A 16,289-nucleotide genomic window follows, 5' to 3' on the forward strand; every position below is an offset into this window, starting at 1 on the left:
CATGGGGGATACGGGAGCGGACGGCGTTGCGGCGGAGGGGCTTGAGGGGTTCCGGCGGGAGCTGACCGGCTACTGCTACCGGATGTTGGGGTCGTACGCCGAGGCCGAGGACGCCGTACAGGAGACGCTGGTCCGCGCGTGGCGCGGCATCGACCGATTCGAGGGGCGGTCGACGCTGCGGTCGTGGGTGTACCGGATCGCCACCAACGTCTGTATGGATGCTCTCGCCTCCGGAAAACGGCGGGCGCTGCCGATGGATCTGTCGGGTCCGAGTGAGGGCGGCACGCCGCCCGCGCCCGTGGAGGACTCCGTGCTGTGGGTGGAGCCCTGCCCCGGTGGCGATCCGGAGACGGCCGCGACGACGGGCGAGTCCGTGCGGCTGGCGTTCGTCGCGGCGCTGCAGCACCTGCCGCCGCGGCAGCGGGCCACTGTGATCCTGCGGGACGTCCTGGGGTTCTCGGCCCTGGAGGTCGCCGACCTGCACGGCTCCACCGTCGCCTCAGCGAACAGCGCACTGCAGCGAGCCCGCGCCACACTGGCCGACCGCCGCGGGGCGACGGACGTGGCCGCCGGCCGGACCTCCGACGGCGGGGTCCGCCGGGTGCTCGCCGAACGGTACGCCGCGGCGTTCTCCCGTCACGACATGGAGGAGTTGAACATGCTCCTCCACGTCGACGCCACCCTGTGCCTGCCCCCGTACGCGAAGTGGATGCGCGGCATCCCCGACATCCGGGCCTGGCTCGCCGGCCCCGCGATCGGTTGCCGCGGCTCACGCCTGGTGCCGACCACGGCGAACGGCTCCCCCGCCTTCGGCCAGTACCGCCCTCACCCGGACGGCGGCACCGGGTACGTGCCCTGGGCGCTTCAAGTCGTCGAGTTCTCCGGCGACCGGATCTCCGGCATCACGGCCTTCCGCGACACAGACCGGCTCTTCCCGCTGTTCGGCCTGCCGGACCGGCTGGGCGAGGACCTCGGGCTCGACGTTCCCGGCTGACCACGAGCGAGCTCCGGGCCTCCTGTCAGGTGTGGACGCGGCTGTTGGCGCCGTCGTGGGCGTCGGCGTGCTCGTCGTCGAACCAGTAGTCCCCGGCTGCCAGGTAACGGAACGAATGCCCGCCGTGGTTGGGCAGCGCGACCGTGGCGGCCCGGGTGCCGTCGCCCCGGGAGGTGAGGGGGTGCGCGGCGGGGTTCCAGTGGTTGAAGTCCCCCACCACGCTGACCGGGCCGACCGGGGTGTCCTCGGGGAGGACGAAGGTGACCTGGGTACGGCCCTTGAGCGGTTTGCGTTCGAGCATCGAAACTCCCGGCGGTGAAGCGGGACAGAGGAACCCGCACCCTCGCACAGGCATCACCGCTCCATCCCCGTACACACCGCCGACAGCCCTGCCGTCACCCGCCTGGCCGCCGGATGCCCGCCGTCTCCTCGGTCTCGGGCTCGTTCTCGGGAGCGCCCTCGGTCTCGGGCTCCCAGCGCAGCAGATCGCCCGGCTGGCACTCCAACACCTCGCACAGCGCCGCGAGCGTCGCGAAGCGCACCGCCTTGGCGCGGCCGTTCTTGAGTACCGCCAGGTTGGCGGGCGTGATCCCCACGCGGTCCGCGAGCTCGCCCACGGACATCTTCCGCCGGGCCAGCATCACGTCGATGTCGACGGCGATCGGCATCAGATCACCTCGTCCAATTCGGCCTGCATCTGCGTCGCTTCGACATCGCGCGCGACGGCCTGGGCGAGCAGCATCCGCAGGACGAGCACGATGAGCGCGACCCCCAGGATGGCCAAGCCGACCCCGCCCATGATGACGGTGACGCCCGGGTCTTCCCGCTGGCCGGGCGCGTTGATGGCCGTGACCGCGAACCACAGGAGCGCGGCCGCCACGATCGCGCCGATCACGCCGTCCACGTAGCGGAAGGCCGCGTGGGAGAACACGGTCCCGCGTCGCACCATCGTCACCAGCCGCCATACGCAGACACCGGCGACCTGGGCCGACATCATGCCCAGGATCGTCACCACGCGCAGCGGCGTCAGCGGGATGGACCCGTCCTCCGGGTCGCTCCCGCTGACCAACGTCCAGACCATCAACACCTGCACGAACACGGTGCCGGTGAGCACCACCGCCAGCACGGCGCGCAGCGCGCCCACCGTCAGCTTCCCCATGACCTGACCCAGCCTTCCATCGAGTTACGATGTGAATCTATCGAATTTCGATAGATGGGGCAAGGGATCGGTCGCACGGCAGGGCCGCCCAGGCGGCGGTCAGGCGGGTGACCAATTCCCTCGCCGTCTCCGGGGTGAAGGAGAAGGGCAGGCGGAGGAAGTCGTCGTGCGCCCCGGTGGTGTCCATGGTGTCGCCGGGGATGACCTCGGCGCCGTGACGCAGGGCCAGCTGGGCATAGCCGTGGGCGTCGGCGCCCGGGGGGAGCCTGATCCACAGTGCGGAGCCGCCCTTCGGGGGCTGCCAGCGCCAGTCAGGGAGGTGCTCGCCCAGGAGCCGGGTCATCGTCGCGAGCCGTTCCCGGCGCAGGCGTTCGCGTTCGGGTGCGAGGGCGGCGAGCCCGGGCAGCAAGCGCGCGGCCAGGGCCTGGTCCAGCAGTGGACTGCCGAGGTCTTCGAGCGCCTTGAGCCGGGCCAGGGGTTCGACGGCCTCGCGGGGCCCGCGGATCCAGCCGATGCGCAGCCCGCCCCAGACCGCCTTGGTCAGCGAGCCCACCGTCAGGACGGTTCCCCCGGCGGGGTGCGCGGCGATCGGCGGCGGGGCCTGCCCTGGGGCCAGGGCCGCCGCGTGCGCGCTGTCCTCTACGACGAGGACGCCGTGTGCGGCGGCGAGCTGGGCCACCCGGCGGCGGCGCCCCGCGGACATCAGGATGCCGGTGGGGTTCTGGAAGGTCGGCGTGACGTACAGCAACGCGGGCGTGTGGGTGGAGAGTTCGGCGGCGAGGCGGTCGATCCGCACGCCGTCGGCGTCGAGCTCGACGCCGACCGGCCGGGCTCCGGCCGCCCGCAGCACGTCCAGACAGCCGGGCCAGCCGGGGGACTCCACGATCGCGGTCGATCCCCGCCCGAGGTGCAGCCGGGCGATCAGGGCGACCCCCTGTGTGGCCCCGGTGGTCACCACGACCTGTTCGGGCAGGGTCGGCAGGCCATGGGCGCTGTGGTGGTCGGCGATCGCCGTGCGCAGTGCGGGCAGGCCGGCCGGGTGGTAGCCGGCGTCCCGCACCAGGTCGGGCAGGTCCTCACGGACGAGGTCGCACAGTGCCCCCGCCAGGTCCGGGCCACCGCCCTCGGCCGCCCGGCCGAGCGAGATGAGGTCCGGCGGCTGCGCCACCAGCCGTTGGATCAGCGCGGTGGCCCGGCCGGCGCGCACCCGCCCGTCCACCGGGTTCCTCCGGGCGGCGGCCGCCGCGGTCACCCGGGTGCCGCTCCCCCGGCGGGTCTCGGCCAGGCCCGCGGCGCGCAACTCGTCGTAGGCGGCGACCACGGTCGCCCGGCTGACCGACAACGCGTCGGCCAGCCTCCGCTCGGACGGCAGCCGGTCGCCGGTCCGCAGGTCCCCGGTCCGTACGGCGCGGACCAGCGCCCCGGTGAGCCGCCGGTACAGCGGCCCGCCCGCCGCGCTCCACTCCCCCAGCAGGTCGATCAGTAGGGCGGGCTCGGCAGTCCCCCGATTCCAGTCCACTTCCGCCTCCATTGGCACGGGATCGCACGCCGGCGCCACCCGAGGCTAATGGCATGACGATCACACCTGTCTGCGACCTCCGACCGGCCGCCGTGTGCGGGCGGACCGCGCTGGAGCGCGGGTGACCACGCTCGCCGGCTTCGTGACGGCCTCGCTCCTGCTGATCGCCGTGCCCGGGCCCAATCTGGTCCACATCGTCACGCGCAGCGCGCAGCACGGGCGGCGGGCCGGTCTCGTCTCGGCGCTGGGCGTGGAGACCGGGACGCTGGTCCACGTCCTCGCCGCGGTCGGCGGGGCGGGCACGCTGCTCACCGACCATCCCCTCGCCTTCACCGTGCTGCGTCACGTCGGCGCCGGATACCTGGCCTACCTGGGTGTGCGGGCACTGTTCCCCCGCCCGGGCACCATCGTCGACGCCGCCTCCACCGTCGACGGCGAGGAGGTCGTGCGTCCCGCCGCCCGGCACCGGCTGCTCCGGGTCTACCGGGACGCGGTCCTGGTCAACCTGCTCAACCCCAAGGTGATCCTGTTCTTCCTGGCCTTCCTCCCGCAGTTCCTGCCGCCCGGCCTGCCGCCCGGGCAGGTACGCGTCCGGATGCTGCTGCTCGGCGTGGTCTTCCTGGCCGTCGCGCTCGTCCTGGACCTCGGTTACGCCTTCCTCGGTGCGGCGCTCGCCGGCCGCCTGCACGGCACGCCGCGCCGCGAGCTGCTGCTGTCTCGGCTGGTCGGCGGCGTGTACCTCGGCCTGGCGGTCCTGGTGTCCGTCTGAGACCCGTCGAGCGGGAACCCCTACGGGCGCCAGTCGGCCTCCAGGTCGTGCGCGTCGGTCTTGGTGAGCTGGGTCGGTGCGGTGCCGTCGGCCCTCACCAGGTAGAGGTGTTCGGGGTCCGCGTCGTCGGTCCCACCCCTGGTGAAGACCAGGCGGCGTCCGTCCGGGGACCAGGAGGGGTTCTTGTCGTTGAAGCGGTCCGAGGTGATGCGGTGGAGTCCTGTGCCGTCGGGGCGGATGAGGTAGAGGTGGGCGAAGCCGGAGGAGTCCACGCGGCTGAAGGCGATCCGGTCGCCGTGTGACCAGTCGGGTGTCCAGTCGTGGGAGCCGGGCCCCGTGACCGCGGTCTGCGCCAGGGTGGACAGCCGGATCTTCATCACCCTGCTGTTCCCGGCCGTGTCCGCGCGGTTGAACGCCAGGTACTTGCCGTCCGGGGACCACGTCGGATGGAGGTCGTCCGCCGCGGTGTGGGTGAGGCGGGTCGCGGGAGTGCCGTCGATGTCGGCGACATGGATCTCGCGCTGGGCGCCGACCGGCATGGCATAGGCGATCCGCTTGCCGTCCGGGGACCACGCCGGGTCGGAGGCGCCCTTGGTACCGGGGACGGCCTTCAGGTCGCCGCCCGTGGCCCTCATCGTCCAGATCCCGTCGACGGCACCACCGGATCCGTAGCGGACGAACGCGACGCGCTTGCCGTCCGGGGACCAGCTGGGCATCACGTCGCTCACGGCGGGGGTGTGGGTGAGCGCGACGGGCGTGCCACCGCCTGGGGAGATCGCGTAGAGGTCTTCCGTGGGCGCTGCCGTCGTGTAGCGGGCGAAGACGATCGCCCGTTCCCCCGCCGCCCCCGCGCCTCCGGCGGCGCCGAGCGTCAGTGGGACGGTCAGGGCGACCGCCATGGCGCTCCAGGCCACCCGGCGGCGGCGCGCGGTGCGGTTCACGCCGGTCCTGCGCGGCTTGCCGGCGGCTCTGCCGTCGACGGTGGCGCGGTGCTGATGACGTGTCACGGTGTCCACCCCGATCCCTCCCTGCGGCCTGCTGCGTGCCGCTTCGACCCGCAAACATCCCACCGATGGGCCCCGGGGGGAAGCGAGTGCGTCGGCGCGAACCACCGATGCCCTCACCGGGAGTGGCGAGGGCATCGTGTGCCGACCGCGTCGGAAATGCAGTCTCTCGCCGCCGGCTCAGCCGGTGGCCGGCACCGTTGCATGGGGCCGGACGGGTTCGAATCCGATCAGGCCGGCTCCGCGGCCGCGTCGGCCTTCATTCGCGGCACCGGGCGGGTACAAGGGATGGCAAACCGCCGGCCCCCGGCGTTCCGAGACGAGGAGCACCATGTCGCACGCCCGGTCCGCTCGGCGCCGCCCGGAAGGCGGGCTCGCCCTCGTACTCGCGTTCGCGGCTGCCGCCGCCGTCTTCGTCGCCGTGTTCCTGTTCGGCCGGTCGAACACACCGGACTACACCGCGACGCTGTTCGGCCGGGCGGACGCCGATGCCCTGCGCCTCAAGGCACAGCTCGCCACCGGTGTCCTGGTCCTCGCCGCTCTCCAACTGCTGCTGGCGCTGTGGATGTACGGGCGGCTGCCCGGGGTGCACCGGACGCCGGGGCCGGTGCCGATCACCCACCGGATCGTCGGTGTGCTGCTGTTCGCCCTCACCGTCCCGATCGCGGTGCACTGCGTCCGGGCGTACGGCGTGCAGCTGACCGGCTCGCGTGCGGCAGTGCACTCGATCGCGGGCTGCTTCTTCTACGGGGCGTTCGCCGCCAAGGTCCTGCTGGTGCACAGCCGCCGCCTGCCGGGCTGGGCCCTGCCCCTGGCCGGGGGCGCGCTGGTGGTCGTGGTGGCGGTCCTCTGGTATTCGAGCGCGCTGTGGCACTTCAACGGCGACAGCGTGCCGGTGCTGTCGCTCGCGCACCACGTCCGGGACTCCGGGTAGTGCGGCACCACTGCCTCCCGGCTGATGCACCCCGTCGGCGGTGAGCCGGTGGGGCGCGGGAGCCCCGACCGGGGTGCGGACCGGGCCGTGGCCGCCCGGGCCGGACCGGGCGGGAGCGCCACCAGAGGTGCTACCCCGGCGACCGGCGGAGTTCGAGCATCACCATCGCGATCTTCACCGCGGTGGAGATCGTCAGGGCCTGGAGGAACGGCATGCCCATGAGCCACAGGGCCACCATCATGACCGTGAGGACCAGGAACGCGGGAAGCAGATTGGTACGCATGATCGCGGTCTTCAGGTTCCCGGCCCTGCTCCGACGGTGATCCACCGCAGCGACCGGACTCACGGTGAGGCCGTCTTCCTCGGCTCGCGACATCGGCTCCTGCCCTTCCGTCGTGCTGGTCTCCGGCAACGAGCCTCGGGCGCGCCCCGGCGGACTGCCACCGCTTCCACCCGTCCCGCCGCCATCCGGCGTACAGGTTCACCTCACCGGGCCAGGTGGGGGGTGTTTCGTCGTCGTGCCGCGGTGCGGCCTGCATGGCCACCGGGAGGGGCTTAGCGTGGCAGGTAGGGGGCCGGCGCCATGCGCACGGCAGACGGAATCACGGCAGGAGGGTCAGGCATGAGCACGCCCCACGAACCCGAGGGCCCCAGGTCTCCGGACGGAGACGCCGGTCCGGTGGACGTCTTCGAGGTGGTCTTCGCTGCCGTGGACGGAGTCGGGGAGGACGTGGTCCGCATGACCCGCACCAGCGCGACGGGACCTGGCGGCCACCCCGTCTACGAGGACGCCACCGGCATCGTCCGGGCGGAGATCAGCGACAGGGGCGAAGTGCGCGTGCTGGCCACCGGGGGCGGACAGCAGCCCGCCCGCGTGCTGCGGGCCCAGGCCGTCGCCTGACACACGGACCCGGCGCACCCGACATCACACCCGTCCCGCCGACGCCCGTCCCGCCCGCGCCCGTACGGCCGGCGGCCGGACGGGCGCGTCCGCGCGGGGCGCCTCAGCCCGCCGTGTCCTCCAGGGCGCTGTCGGGGACCCAGGAACCGTGGACCCCTGCCGGCACCCGGTGGGGCAGGTGGACGGTGGCGATCCGGTCCAGGCCCGAGGCATCGAGGACCAGCAGTTGGGAGGCGTCCTGCTTGAGGTCGGAGACGACGGTGAGCAGGTAGCCGTCGTCCTCGCGGGAGGCGTCCGCGGCCGGGACGAACACCGCCTCGCCGGGCAGGCGGGCGTCGCCGACCTGGTGGATGCGGCGGGCGCCGGTGGTGCGGTCGTACTTGACGACTCCGTATCCACCGAAACCCTTCTCGTCGGGGAAGGAGATGGCGTAGTGGTAGCGGTTCTCGACTCCCGTGTAGTCCTCGTTGAGGGTCGGGAACTCCACCGGCAGGTCGTCGACGATCTGCTCGGCGACGGTGCCGTCGGCCGGGTCGAGGACCCAGCGGCGCGTGTACGAGCGGGCCGCGGGCTCGCTGCCCCTCCCGGGTGCGCCGATCCACCAGTTCCAGGAGAGCTCGAAACCCTCGCGGTCCACGGTCGGGCCCTCCAGGACGATGCGGCCCCGGCCGTCCTCGAAGGCGTTGGCGACGTGCAGCATGCTGCCCGGCTCGATGGAGAACCAGCGGACCTCCCGGGCCCCGTCGCCGCCGCGCGGCATGATCCCGATGCGGGCGGGCTGCCGGTCGCTCCACGCGTACGGGATGCCGGAGTGTTCGGTGGGATCGAAGGTGACGTTGCCCTCGACGAAGACCACGTGTCGGCGGGTGATGGCGAAGTCGTGCTTGAGCGCGGCGGTGGCGCCGGCGACCTCGCCGCTGTGGACGACCTCGCCCTCGGCGTCGGCGACGTAGTACGTCAGGAACGGCGGGAACGGCGACGAACCGAAGAAGTGGAGCTCCCCGGTCACCGGGTCGGTCTTGGGGTGCGCGGTCATCGCGCTGGTCAGCTTCCCGGAGAAGTCGTACGCGCCGACCGTGTCGAGGTCCCGGGTGAGCTCGAAGGGGAAGTTCGACTCGCACAGGGCCAGGAGCCGCCCACCGTGTTCGATGATGTGCGTGCCCGCGGCGCTGGCGGTCAGGTCGGGGCCGCGCTCGGTCATGTACGGGGCGCCGTCGAGGGCGGGGGTGTGCACCCAGCGGTTGCGGTACCACTCGGCGCGGCCGTCGCGCAGCCGGACGCCGTGGACCATGCCGCTGCCCTTGAACCAGTGGGTGGGGGTGACGCCGGGCTTCGGGTTGTGCCCGTTGCGGAGCAGCCGGCCGGTGAGCTCGGGGGGCAGGGAACCCTCCACGGTGAGCGCGGTGGCGGTGACCTCCTCGACGAGGGGGGTGTAGTGGCCGGTCAGGTACGGCTTGGAGACGGTCATGGCGGAACCTCTTCTCTGCGATGTGACGGCTGATCAGGCGAGCTGCTCGGCGCGGGCCTTGAGGTGGGAGAGCCAGGCCTCCAGGGAGGCGTGGAGGGCCCTGCCGAGCTCCTCTGCCGCGGCCTCGACCGGGGCGCCGCTCCAGGACTCCTCGGTGCGGACGATGACGTGGTCACCGTCCTGTTCGAACGTCCAGACGTGGATGCCGGTGATGCCCGCGGAGGGCCCGCCCCAGGCGATCCGCCGTTCGGGGGTCAGCTCGTACACGGTGGAGGTGATCTCCATGCCGTGCGTGCGCCAGGCGAAGGAACTGCCCGGCGCCGTCGGGCCGTCGGGCCGGGCCATGTCGATGTCCGGGTTCCAGGTGGGCCAGGCGGCGATGTCGGTGTGCACCTCCCACACCGTGGCGAGCGGGGCGTGGATGCGGGTGCTCAGGCGGGCTGTGGCGGGAGCGGTCTCGTCGATGGCGACCATGGTCGTTCTTCCTTTCGGAGGGATGCGTGCGGGGACGGTCGTGCGGGGCCGATCCGTGGATCAGCCGGTGTGGGAGAGATGCTCGGTCGTCGGAGTCGTGGTGCCGGAAGGGGCCCCGGCGCGGCGGGTGAGGAGCAGCGCGAGCACCGCCGTCGCGGCCAGGACCGCGGCCGAGACCGCGAACGCGGTGCGGTACCCCGTGGTCAGGGCCTCCGCGGCGGGCACGGAGTGCGAGGCGCGGGCTGTCACCGAACCGGCCAGCGTCGTCAGGGCGGCCAGGCCGATCGCACCGCCGACCTGGCGGGTGGTGTTCACGAGCCCGCCGGCCAGGCCCGCGTCCTGGGGACGGACGCCTTCCACGGCGAACGCGGTGATCTGGACGAAGGCCGCGCCGAGGCCCAGACCGACCAGCACGCTTGGGCCGAGCACATCGGCGGCGTAACTCCCGTCCGCGCTCAGCCGGGACAGCCACAGCAGTCCGGCGGCCTCCGTCAGCAGGGCCGCGGTCACGGCCGCCCGGGCGCCGGCGCGCCGGGAGAGCGCCGGGGCGAGGCCGGCGCCGAGCATATTGGCGGCGGCGAAGGGCAGTTGCCCCGCTCCGGTGGCCAACGGGCCCGAGCCGAGGACCTGCTGTTGGTAGAGCGGCAGGAAGAAGAACAGCGCGATCCACACGGACCCCAGCAAGGCCATCAGCAGGTTGCCCGGGGCTACTCGGCCGGCGCGCAACAGCCGCGGCGGCACCAGCGCGTCCGGCGAGCGGGCCTCGATCACGGCGAAGGCCGCGAGCAGCACGGCGGCGGCGCCGAGGGCGCCCGCCACCCGGGCATCGGTCCAGCCGGCGCCCCTGACGGTGGTCAGCCCCCAGACCAGGCAGGTCAGGGCGAGGGTCACGGTGGCGGTGCCCAACAGGTCGAACCGCCCTGACAGCCCACCGGATCGACCACCGGACTGCCCGCCGGACCGCCCCGTCGGCCGCTCCGCGGACCATATCCCCGGCCCAACGGGTACGAGGAGCACGGCGGCGGCGAGGACCGGCACCGACCCGAGCGCGACCGAGTGGAAGATCCACGGCCAGCCCCATGCCTGGGTGACCGCACCTCCCAGCAGGACCCCGGCCGCTCCTCCCGCGCCGGATACTGCTCCCCACACACCCAGTGCCCTGCCGCGCCCCGGGCCGGACGGGAACAGCTCCATCGCCAGGGCGAGCGAGGCGGGGGCGATGGCGGCGGCGCCCAGGCCCTGCACGGCCCGGGCCGTGATCAGTACGCCGGAGGACGCCGCCAGTCCGGCCGCCGTCGAGGCGGCCGCGAACAGCGCGAGCCCGGCGATCAGCACCCGGCGCCGGCCGAGGAGGTCGGCGAGGCGCCCGCCCGCCAGGAGCAGCGCCCCGAAGGCCAGACCGTAGGCGTTGACCACCCAGGTGGTTCCGCCGTCCGAGAGCCCGGCCCCCGAACGGATCTGCGGGAGGGCCACGTTGACGATCGAGGTGGCGAGCATGACGGTGAACTGGGCCGCGGCGAGCGCCGCGAGCGCGGCTCCCGGCCGGGGAGCCCGGGGGGCCGCCCGGCCCGTCTGTGTTCGTACTGCGTTCATGGCGCAAAGGCTCGCGCCGGACGCCGTCCACTCTCCAGGCCCTGGGGCGCCGGGCCCTGTCCACTCCTGTCCGCACCTGTCCACCCGGACCCGCCGGGTCCACGCCCCCGGCGCCGCTACCGGGGGTCGTGCAACTCCTGCTGCCACAGGGCATCGCACAGCAGGTCCAGGCCCTGCCGAAGGTGGCGGCGGTAGGTTCCGTACGGGAGCCCCAGGCGGCGTGCGGCGGCCTCCTGGGTGGGCGCGCCCGAGAAGTAGCCCGCCGTCAGGGCCTCACGGGCGCGCACCCCGCGCGGGTCGGCGGCCAGGTCGTCGACGGCCCGGCGCAGCAGCGCCCGCAGCTCGTCGACGGGTTCGCCGAGATCGGCCGCGAGACGGGTGCGCAGCAGGGCGCAGGCGGCGAAGGCCCCCGCGTCCCGCCAGTGCGCCAGCGCCTCGCGTACGGCCTGGTCGAACGCGGCGCGCGAGAGGGGCGAGGGTCCCGCCGAAACGGGCACGGCCATCGCGTCGGCGGCCTCCGTGAACCTCAGGAGCCAGCTCTCCACGGGAAGTTGACGCCAGTCCACGGCGAACAGCCCGTAGTCGTACGCCCCGACGCGCGGACGCGCCCCCGTGTCCACCAGGGTCCCCCGCACCCGCTCGGCCCAGGTCTCGGCGTCCCGGAAGACGGCGAACCCGTACGCACGGCCACGCGCCCGGGCTGCCTCGGCATGGGCCCGGGAACTGCTCAGGTCGATGACGCGCGACGGGACCTGGTAGCGCTCCGGATAGACCGAGAAGCGGCTGACGCCGATGTGCTCGCCGGACCGCACCGGCGCGGTGGCGTCGGCGTACGCCCATGCGGCGGCCACGACCGGATCGGTGGCCAGGTCCCGGGGGTCGGCGGGGGCGGGCAGCGCCAGCCGGGCCGTGAACGCGACGATCCGGCCCGTGCTCACCAGGCGGTAGACGCTGAAGGCCCCCGGCTGGCGCTGCGCCCAGTAGCGGACCAGTTCGGCTGAAGCGGCCCCTTCCGTCTCCTCGGCCATGCGCAGGACGACGTCGAGGTCGTCCGCGTGCAGAGGTCGGTCGTGCACCTCGTCCTCGCGGGACCAGGTGCGCAGCCTGGCCAGGGTCTCGCCCTCCCGGAAGAGGTAGAAGAGCTCGTCGGTGACCGTCCACACCCGGTCCTCGGGGGACTCGCGCAGCAGGCGCAGGTACTCGTCCGCCAGCCGTCGGCGCATCGTCTCGAACGCGTTGGGCGCCCGCCAGCGCAGATCGGCGGCGAGCGTCTCGCGCGCCGCGTCGTGCGGGTACAGGCCGCGGACCGCGGACTCCATGAAGGGCAGGTCCCGCAGCCAGGAGAAGAGCGGATGGGCGTCTTCCTCGGGCAGCACCGCGGCGAGCAGTTCCTCGGACGTGGAGTGCGCCTGCGCCGCCACCTCCAGGGCGCGGCGGTGGGCCGCCGTGGGCACCTCGCCGATCAGCCCCGCCAGCAGGGTGCGCAGCACCCCCGCCGAGGGGGCCCAGATCCCCTCGCTGCCGCAGCCCTCCGATCCCGCCGCGGCCGCGAGGGACAGGGCCAGCGGGTTGCCCCCGGCGAAGCGGAGCACGCGGTCGCGCAGCTCGGGCCGGATCTCCGCCGCGATCAGCAGGCGCCGCGCCTGCTCCTCCGAGAACGGTTCCAGCTCGGTCACGTGCAGCAGCCCGGACCAGGCGGGGTCGGCGGCCCACTGCGGCCGTGGCGCGCGCCGCCCGCCCAGGACGACCAGGGTGTCGTCGGCGGCTCGCGGCAGGAAGTGCTGCCACAGCCAGTCCTCCAGCCACTGGCAGTGCTCGAAGGAGTCCACGAACAGGACCGCGCCCGGAACGTCCAGGAAGGGGCCGGCGGCACGCTCGAAATCGGCGGGGTCCCTGCTGACGAACCGGCCGTCGAGTTCGACGAGCAGCCGGCCGGCGGCTCGGGCGTGGTCCGCCATGCGCCGCAGCAGCGTCGACTTCCCGATGCCGCCCGGCCCGTACACGTAGAACGCGAACGGCGCCTGCCGGTCGCCGGTCAACGCCGCTTCGAAGCGCCCGAGTTGCTCCTCCCGGCCGACGAAGGCCCGTACGCGCGCCCTGCTCAGCCTGTCACCGACGGATGCCACTGCCGCTCCCCACCTCTCGTTCCCGATGGCCCGGATCCGCGGATCTCATTTGACGGAGCCGAGGTTGCCGTCGTCGGGGTGGCCGTCGACCAGCATGGTGGTCTCCTCGACGCGCCGGAACCGGCCGTCGGGGGCCATCAGGGCGAAGAGGTAGACCTCCGTGCGGGAGATCCTCCCGTTGTCCCGCTCGACGGTGACGGTGTGCCGGTCGGCGTAGCGCGGTCCGTCGCGGAGTTCCTCGTGGACCTCGATGTGTCCGCTGCGGACCAGGGAGCGCAGGCGCGTCATGTGCGCTACGAAGCCGGCCCGATCGCTCCACACGCCGTTGGTGCGCTGGCGGTAGTCGGGGGTGAAGTGCCGTTCGACGGCCTCTTCGAGGTCGAGGCCCGGGGTGAAGAGCAGGTCGTTGATGGCACGGGTGATGTCGGTCGGGGTCATGGAAGCCTTCGCAGGGGGGTGGGGGGCAGTCGGAACACGAGGAAGGAGCAGGGAAGGAATACGGAATGCGGGCGTCAGCCGCGGAGGGGCGTGAAGTCCAGCGGCAGGGCCACGGGGCCCCGGGTGTACAGCCCGCTCCCCCGGTAGCGGGAGCCGGGGCGGTGGCGGAGCCGGTCGAGCAGGGGCAGGAGCATCCCGGCGACGGTCTCGATCTCGGCGCGTGCGAAGGCCGCGCCGACGCACTGGTGCAGTCCGGCCCCGAAGGCCAGGTGCTGGGCGGCCGCGGTGAAGGAGCGGGCGGTGCCCAGGTCCGGGCGGTGGATGTCGAAGCTGCGCGAGGACCCGCCCCCGCATCACCGGTTCGGCGCGCACCTGGAGCGTCTCGGTCGTGAACGCCTCGTGGTCGGTGAGCACCCGCCTCACGTCCTCGTGACGGGAGAGGAAGTAGCTGTCGATGCCCGGCTCGTAGTGCACAGGAGCCCGCTCCCTGAGCCAGGTGAACCAGCGGGAGGGGTCGGCGGCGAAGTCCTCCGACAGGACGCTGACATCGGGACCGGCCAAGGGCATGGGGGGGGAGACCTCTCGACGTGCGCGGTACGGCCGGAGCCGGCCCGTCGGACCCGCCCGGTGGGCAGGACGGACGAACGGAGTCGCAGGTTGCGTCCACCGCCCCGGAAATTGTCAGGGACACGGCGTGATCCGCACGACGTTCTCCGCACGACGTTCTCCGTGCGCCGACTTCCGCCCGGCCACGCCCGGCAACGGCCGGCCCCGGGACGTTCTCCCGGGGCCAGCCGTTTCCGTCAGTAGCGGACCCAGAGGACGATGACGTCCTGGCGGGTGGAGCTGAGGGGCTCGCAGAAGTAGATCGGGCCCCAGATCCGGTACCCCGCCTGTCCGGTGGCCTGGCAGTCGGCGTACGAGGTGTGGTGGCTGCGTGCGTAGAAGCCGGGGCCGGGGGTGGCCTCGGCCGTGCCGGCGATGCCGAGCGCGAGGGCTCCGGCGGTGGCGACGGTGGCCAGAGCGGCTGCTGCGCGACGGTACATGGCATGTCCTCCTGAAATGCCGGGATGCCCCGGCAAAGTGCCCGACGATGCGATGTGGTGCGGTACGTGCCGGCTGCGCAGCCGGGCACGAACGTACCGTCACGGACACAGCCGCACAATAGGTCTAGGCCAATGCGGCGGAGCGCCCAGGCCCCGGCCGCCCTGCCCGCATGGGCGACCGGCACTCCGCCGAGACGCCCCGTGCCGCAGGGATCCCGTCAACTTCCGGCCAGTCCCGGCCAGGCGCCCTGGTGCACGGTTTCCGACCATCTACGCTCCTGGGATTGCCGTTCTGTCATCCGGGACAACCGAAGGCGGCCTCCGCCCGAAACCCGATACCGGGAATCGGAGCCACCGTGCCCAGTAGCGACACCCCCGCACTCCCGGCTCGCACACCGGCCGATCTCCCGCTCCGGCGGCTGCGGTGAGCGGGCCGGTCCGCCCTTCGGGCGACGTCGTCGGGCCGTTGCGAGCTGCGCTCGGATCGGGCGTGCGCGCGCCCGGATCCGCGGGGTACGGGAACGCCCTGGCACGCGTCTTCTTCCCCGAGGCCGCCCGGCGGCGACCCGCATGCGTCGTGGCGCCCCGTACGGCCGAAGACGTCGCGACCGTCATGAAGGTCGCGGCCGAGGCCGGAGTGCGAGTGACGGTGCGCGGCGGCGGCCTGAGTTCGAACTGCGTCGCCGACGGAGCCGTCGTGCTGGATCTCTCGGAGCACCTGAACGCCGCCCGTCCGGACGGGGACCGAGTCGTCGTCGGCGGTGGGGCGACCATGGCCACGATGCACGCAGTCCTCGCCCCGGCGGGTCGGGCGGTGCCGGTCGGCGTCGTCGGCCACACCGGCCTGGGGATGGCCACCCGAGGGGGCATCGGCCATCTGACGAGGTCCCTGGGCCTCACCGTCGATCATCTCGTGGGGGTCGAACTGGTCCTCCCGTCCGGTGACATCGTCCACCTCTCGGAACGGAGCTCGGGCGAGGAAGCCGATCTGTGGTGGGCGGTCCGGGGCGGCGCGCCGTACGTCGGAGTGGTCACCTCCGCCGTCTTGCGGACCCACGAGATCGCCCCGGTCCGGGTCGACCGGGCAGTGGTGGGCCTGGATGCGCTCGCGGCCTATTTCCGGGTCGCTCCCGAACTTCCGCGCGACACCGGCATGAGCGCGGTCCTCGGCTACACCACCCTCTCGCCGGACGAGCCGGTCGTGTTCCTCTACACCGCTTGCGCGAGCCGGCGGGACAGCGCCTTCGCGCGGGCCAGGGCCGCGACCTCCGCCGTCGTCGCCGGCGCGGGCTCGGTGCCGCTCCTCCGCTCGCAGACCACCGGCCGCTATCCGGTCGGGCTGCCCGAGTTCGCGATCCCGGGTGCCGACGGCGGCGAGCCGGAACCGGTGAGGCTGCCCGAGCCAGGTGACGGTCCGCGCGGTTCGTTCTTCGGCAAGGCGGCCTTCACCGGTCCCACTCTCGACGCCGCCGTCACCGACGCCCTCGCGGACCGGATCCGCGCCGCACCCACGCGGGCGTGCCGCATCGACTTCCAGCACACCGGCGGGGCACTGGCCGACATCGACGACACCGCCACCGCGTTCTGGGGCCGGAACGCCGAATGGAGCGTCCCGCTCAACGCGATCTGGGACGACGACGCCGACACCGAGGCCTGCAGGACATGGGCCCGCGACACGCTGCGGGCCCTGGCCTCGCACACCATCGGGACCTACAACGTGGAACTGCGCCCGGACCTCCCCGAAAGCGGGAGCGAGACGAGGTCGGCCTACGGCGGCAACCTGGCCCGGCTCCGGGCGCTTCAGCACCGCCACGACAGCGGGGGCCTGCTCGCGCCGCCACTCCGGTGACCCGACCGGCCGCCC

General features: G+C 73.4%; 17 protein-coding genes and 1 pseudogene. 5 read left to right on the forward strand and 13 right to left on the reverse strand.

Going from position 1 to position 16,289, the window contains the following annotated elements:
* Nucleotide 1 precedes the first annotated feature (1 nt).
* A complete protein-coding gene (locus ACIQ5Y_RS02075) occupies nt 2-994 on the forward strand; it encodes a sigma-70 family RNA polymerase sigma factor (protein ID WP_403874001.1) in 993 nt (330 codons plus the stop codon).
* A gap of 25 nt (nt 995-1,019) precedes the next feature.
* Here the strand turns inward: ACIQ5Y_RS02075 and ACIQ5Y_RS02080 are convergent, their stop codons facing one another.
* The 4 genes from ACIQ5Y_RS02080 to ACIQ5Y_RS02095 all read right to left on the reverse strand — a co-directional run bounded on the left by ACIQ5Y_RS02080 (nt 1,020) and on the right by ACIQ5Y_RS02095 (nt 3,672).
* Complete coding sequence (locus tag ACIQ5Y_RS02080) at nt 1,020-1,295, reverse strand: isoamylase early set domain-containing protein (protein ID WP_403874003.1); 276 nt, start codon at nt 1,293-1,295, stop codon at nt 1,020-1,022.
* A 94-nt stretch (nt 1,296-1,389) separates the two neighbouring features.
* Complete coding sequence (locus tag ACIQ5Y_RS02085) at nt 1,390-1,662, reverse strand: helix-turn-helix domain-containing protein (protein WP_403874005.1); 273 nt, start codon at nt 1,660-1,662, stop codon at nt 1,390-1,392.
* Nucleotides 1,662-2,153 (reverse strand): DUF2975 domain-containing protein, encoded by a 492-nt coding sequence (locus tag ACIQ5Y_RS02090; RefSeq protein ID WP_403874007.1) that lies wholly within the window; start codon nt 2,151-2,153, stop codon nt 1,662-1,664. Before ACIQ5Y_RS02090 ends, ACIQ5Y_RS02085 begins: the two co-directional genes overlap by 1 nt.
* Before the next feature lie 37 nt (nt 2,154-2,190).
* Nucleotides 2,191-3,672, reverse strand: coding sequence for a PLP-dependent aminotransferase family protein (locus ACIQ5Y_RS02095; protein WP_403874009.1), 1,482 nt, complete (start codon nt 3,670-3,672; stop codon nt 2,191-2,193).
* A gap of 121 nt (nt 3,673-3,793) precedes the next feature.
* Here ACIQ5Y_RS02095 and ACIQ5Y_RS02100 point away from each other — a divergent pair, with 121 nt between their 5' ends.
* Nucleotides 3,794-4,441 carry a LysE family translocator gene (locus ACIQ5Y_RS02100; RefSeq protein WP_403874011.1) on the forward strand — a complete coding sequence of 216 codons (648 nt, stop codon included), beginning with the start codon at nt 3,794-3,796 and terminating at the stop codon, nt 4,439-4,441.
* A 20-nt stretch (nt 4,442-4,461) separates the two neighbouring features.
* On the opposite strand, the gene ACIQ5Y_RS02105 is transcribed toward ACIQ5Y_RS02100, so the two are convergent.
* Nucleotides 4,462-5,448: a DPP IV N-terminal domain-containing protein gene (locus tag ACIQ5Y_RS02105; RefSeq protein WP_403874013.1), complete on the reverse strand. Its 987-nt coding sequence runs from the start codon at nt 5,446-5,448 to the stop codon at nt 4,462-4,464.
* A 328-nt stretch (nt 5,449-5,776) separates the two neighbouring features.
* Between ACIQ5Y_RS02105 and ACIQ5Y_RS02110 the strand changes: the two genes are divergently transcribed.
* Nucleotides 5,777-6,379, forward strand: a complete 603-nt coding sequence (locus ACIQ5Y_RS02110) for a DUF6529 family protein (RefSeq protein ID WP_403874015.1) — start codon at nt 5,777-5,779, stop codon at nt 6,377-6,379.
* Nucleotides 6,380-6,509: 130 nt separating this feature from the next.
* Here ACIQ5Y_RS02110 and ACIQ5Y_RS02115 read toward each other — a convergent pair whose 3' ends face one another.
* Nucleotides 6,510-6,662 (reverse strand): hypothetical protein, encoded by a 153-nt coding sequence (locus ACIQ5Y_RS02115; RefSeq protein ID WP_403874017.1) that lies wholly within the window; start codon nt 6,660-6,662, stop codon nt 6,510-6,512.
* 339 nt (nt 6,663-7,001) lie between these two features.
* Here ACIQ5Y_RS02115 and ACIQ5Y_RS02120 point away from each other — a divergent pair, with 339 nt between their 5' ends.
* On the forward strand, nt 7,002-7,280 hold the full coding sequence (locus ACIQ5Y_RS02120) for a DUF6296 family protein (RefSeq protein ID WP_403874019.1): 279 nt from the start codon (nt 7,002-7,004) through the stop codon (nt 7,278-7,280).
* A 103-nt stretch (nt 7,281-7,383) separates the two neighbouring features.
* Here the strand turns inward: ACIQ5Y_RS02120 and ACIQ5Y_RS02125 are convergent, their stop codons facing one another.
* The 7 genes and pseudogenes from ACIQ5Y_RS02125 to ACIQ5Y_RS02155 all read right to left on the reverse strand — a co-directional run bounded on the left by ACIQ5Y_RS02125 (nt 7,384) and on the right by ACIQ5Y_RS02155 (nt 14,425).
* On the reverse strand, nt 7,384-8,748 hold the full coding sequence (locus ACIQ5Y_RS02125) for a carotenoid oxygenase family protein (RefSeq protein ID WP_403874020.1): 1,365 nt from the start codon (nt 8,746-8,748) through the stop codon (nt 7,384-7,386).
* A gap of 33 nt (nt 8,749-8,781) precedes the next feature.
* The gene (locus ACIQ5Y_RS02130) at nt 8,782-9,222 is read right to left on the reverse strand and encodes an SRPBCC family protein (protein ID WP_403874022.1); all 441 of its coding nucleotides are present in this window, start codon (nt 9,220-9,222) and stop codon (nt 8,782-8,784) included.
* A 60-nt stretch (nt 9,223-9,282) separates the two neighbouring features.
* Entirely contained in the window at nt 9,283-10,815 is a 1,533-nt protein-coding gene (locus ACIQ5Y_RS02135; protein WP_403874024.1) for an MFS transporter, read from the reverse strand.
* Nucleotides 10,816-10,931: 116 nt separating this feature from the next.
* On the reverse strand, nt 10,932-12,941 hold the full coding sequence (locus tag ACIQ5Y_RS02140) for an AAA family ATPase (RefSeq protein WP_403874026.1): 2,010 nt from the start codon (nt 12,939-12,941) through the stop codon (nt 10,932-10,934).
* Between the two features lie 45 nt (nt 12,942-12,986).
* Nucleotides 12,987-13,379: a nuclear transport factor 2 family protein gene (locus tag ACIQ5Y_RS02145; protein WP_403874028.1), complete on the reverse strand. Its 393-nt coding sequence runs from the start codon at nt 13,377-13,379 to the stop codon at nt 12,987-12,989.
* A gap of 245 nt (nt 13,380-13,624) precedes the next feature.
* Nucleotides 13,625-13,702 (reverse strand): annotated as a pseudogene (locus tag ACIQ5Y_RS02150) (hypothetical protein); the annotation flags it as partial.
* A 480-nt stretch (nt 13,703-14,182) separates the two neighbouring features.
* Entirely contained in the window at nt 14,183-14,425 is a 243-nt protein-coding gene (locus tag ACIQ5Y_RS02155; RefSeq protein WP_403874030.1) for a hypothetical protein, read from the reverse strand.
* Nucleotides 14,426-14,915: 490 nt separating this feature from the next.
* Here ACIQ5Y_RS02155 and ACIQ5Y_RS02160 point away from each other — a divergent pair, with 490 nt between their 5' ends.
* Nucleotides 14,916-16,274 carry an FAD-binding oxidoreductase gene (locus ACIQ5Y_RS02160; RefSeq protein ID WP_403874032.1) on the forward strand — a complete coding sequence of 453 codons (1,359 nt, stop codon included), beginning with the start codon at nt 14,916-14,918 and terminating at the stop codon, nt 16,272-16,274.
* Nucleotides 16,275-16,289 lie beyond the last annotated feature (15 nt).

This window comes from Streptomyces sp. NPDC096339, assembly GCF_044762985.1.
Lineage (GTDB): Bacteria > Actinomycetota > Actinomycetes > Streptomycetales > Streptomycetaceae > Streptomyces.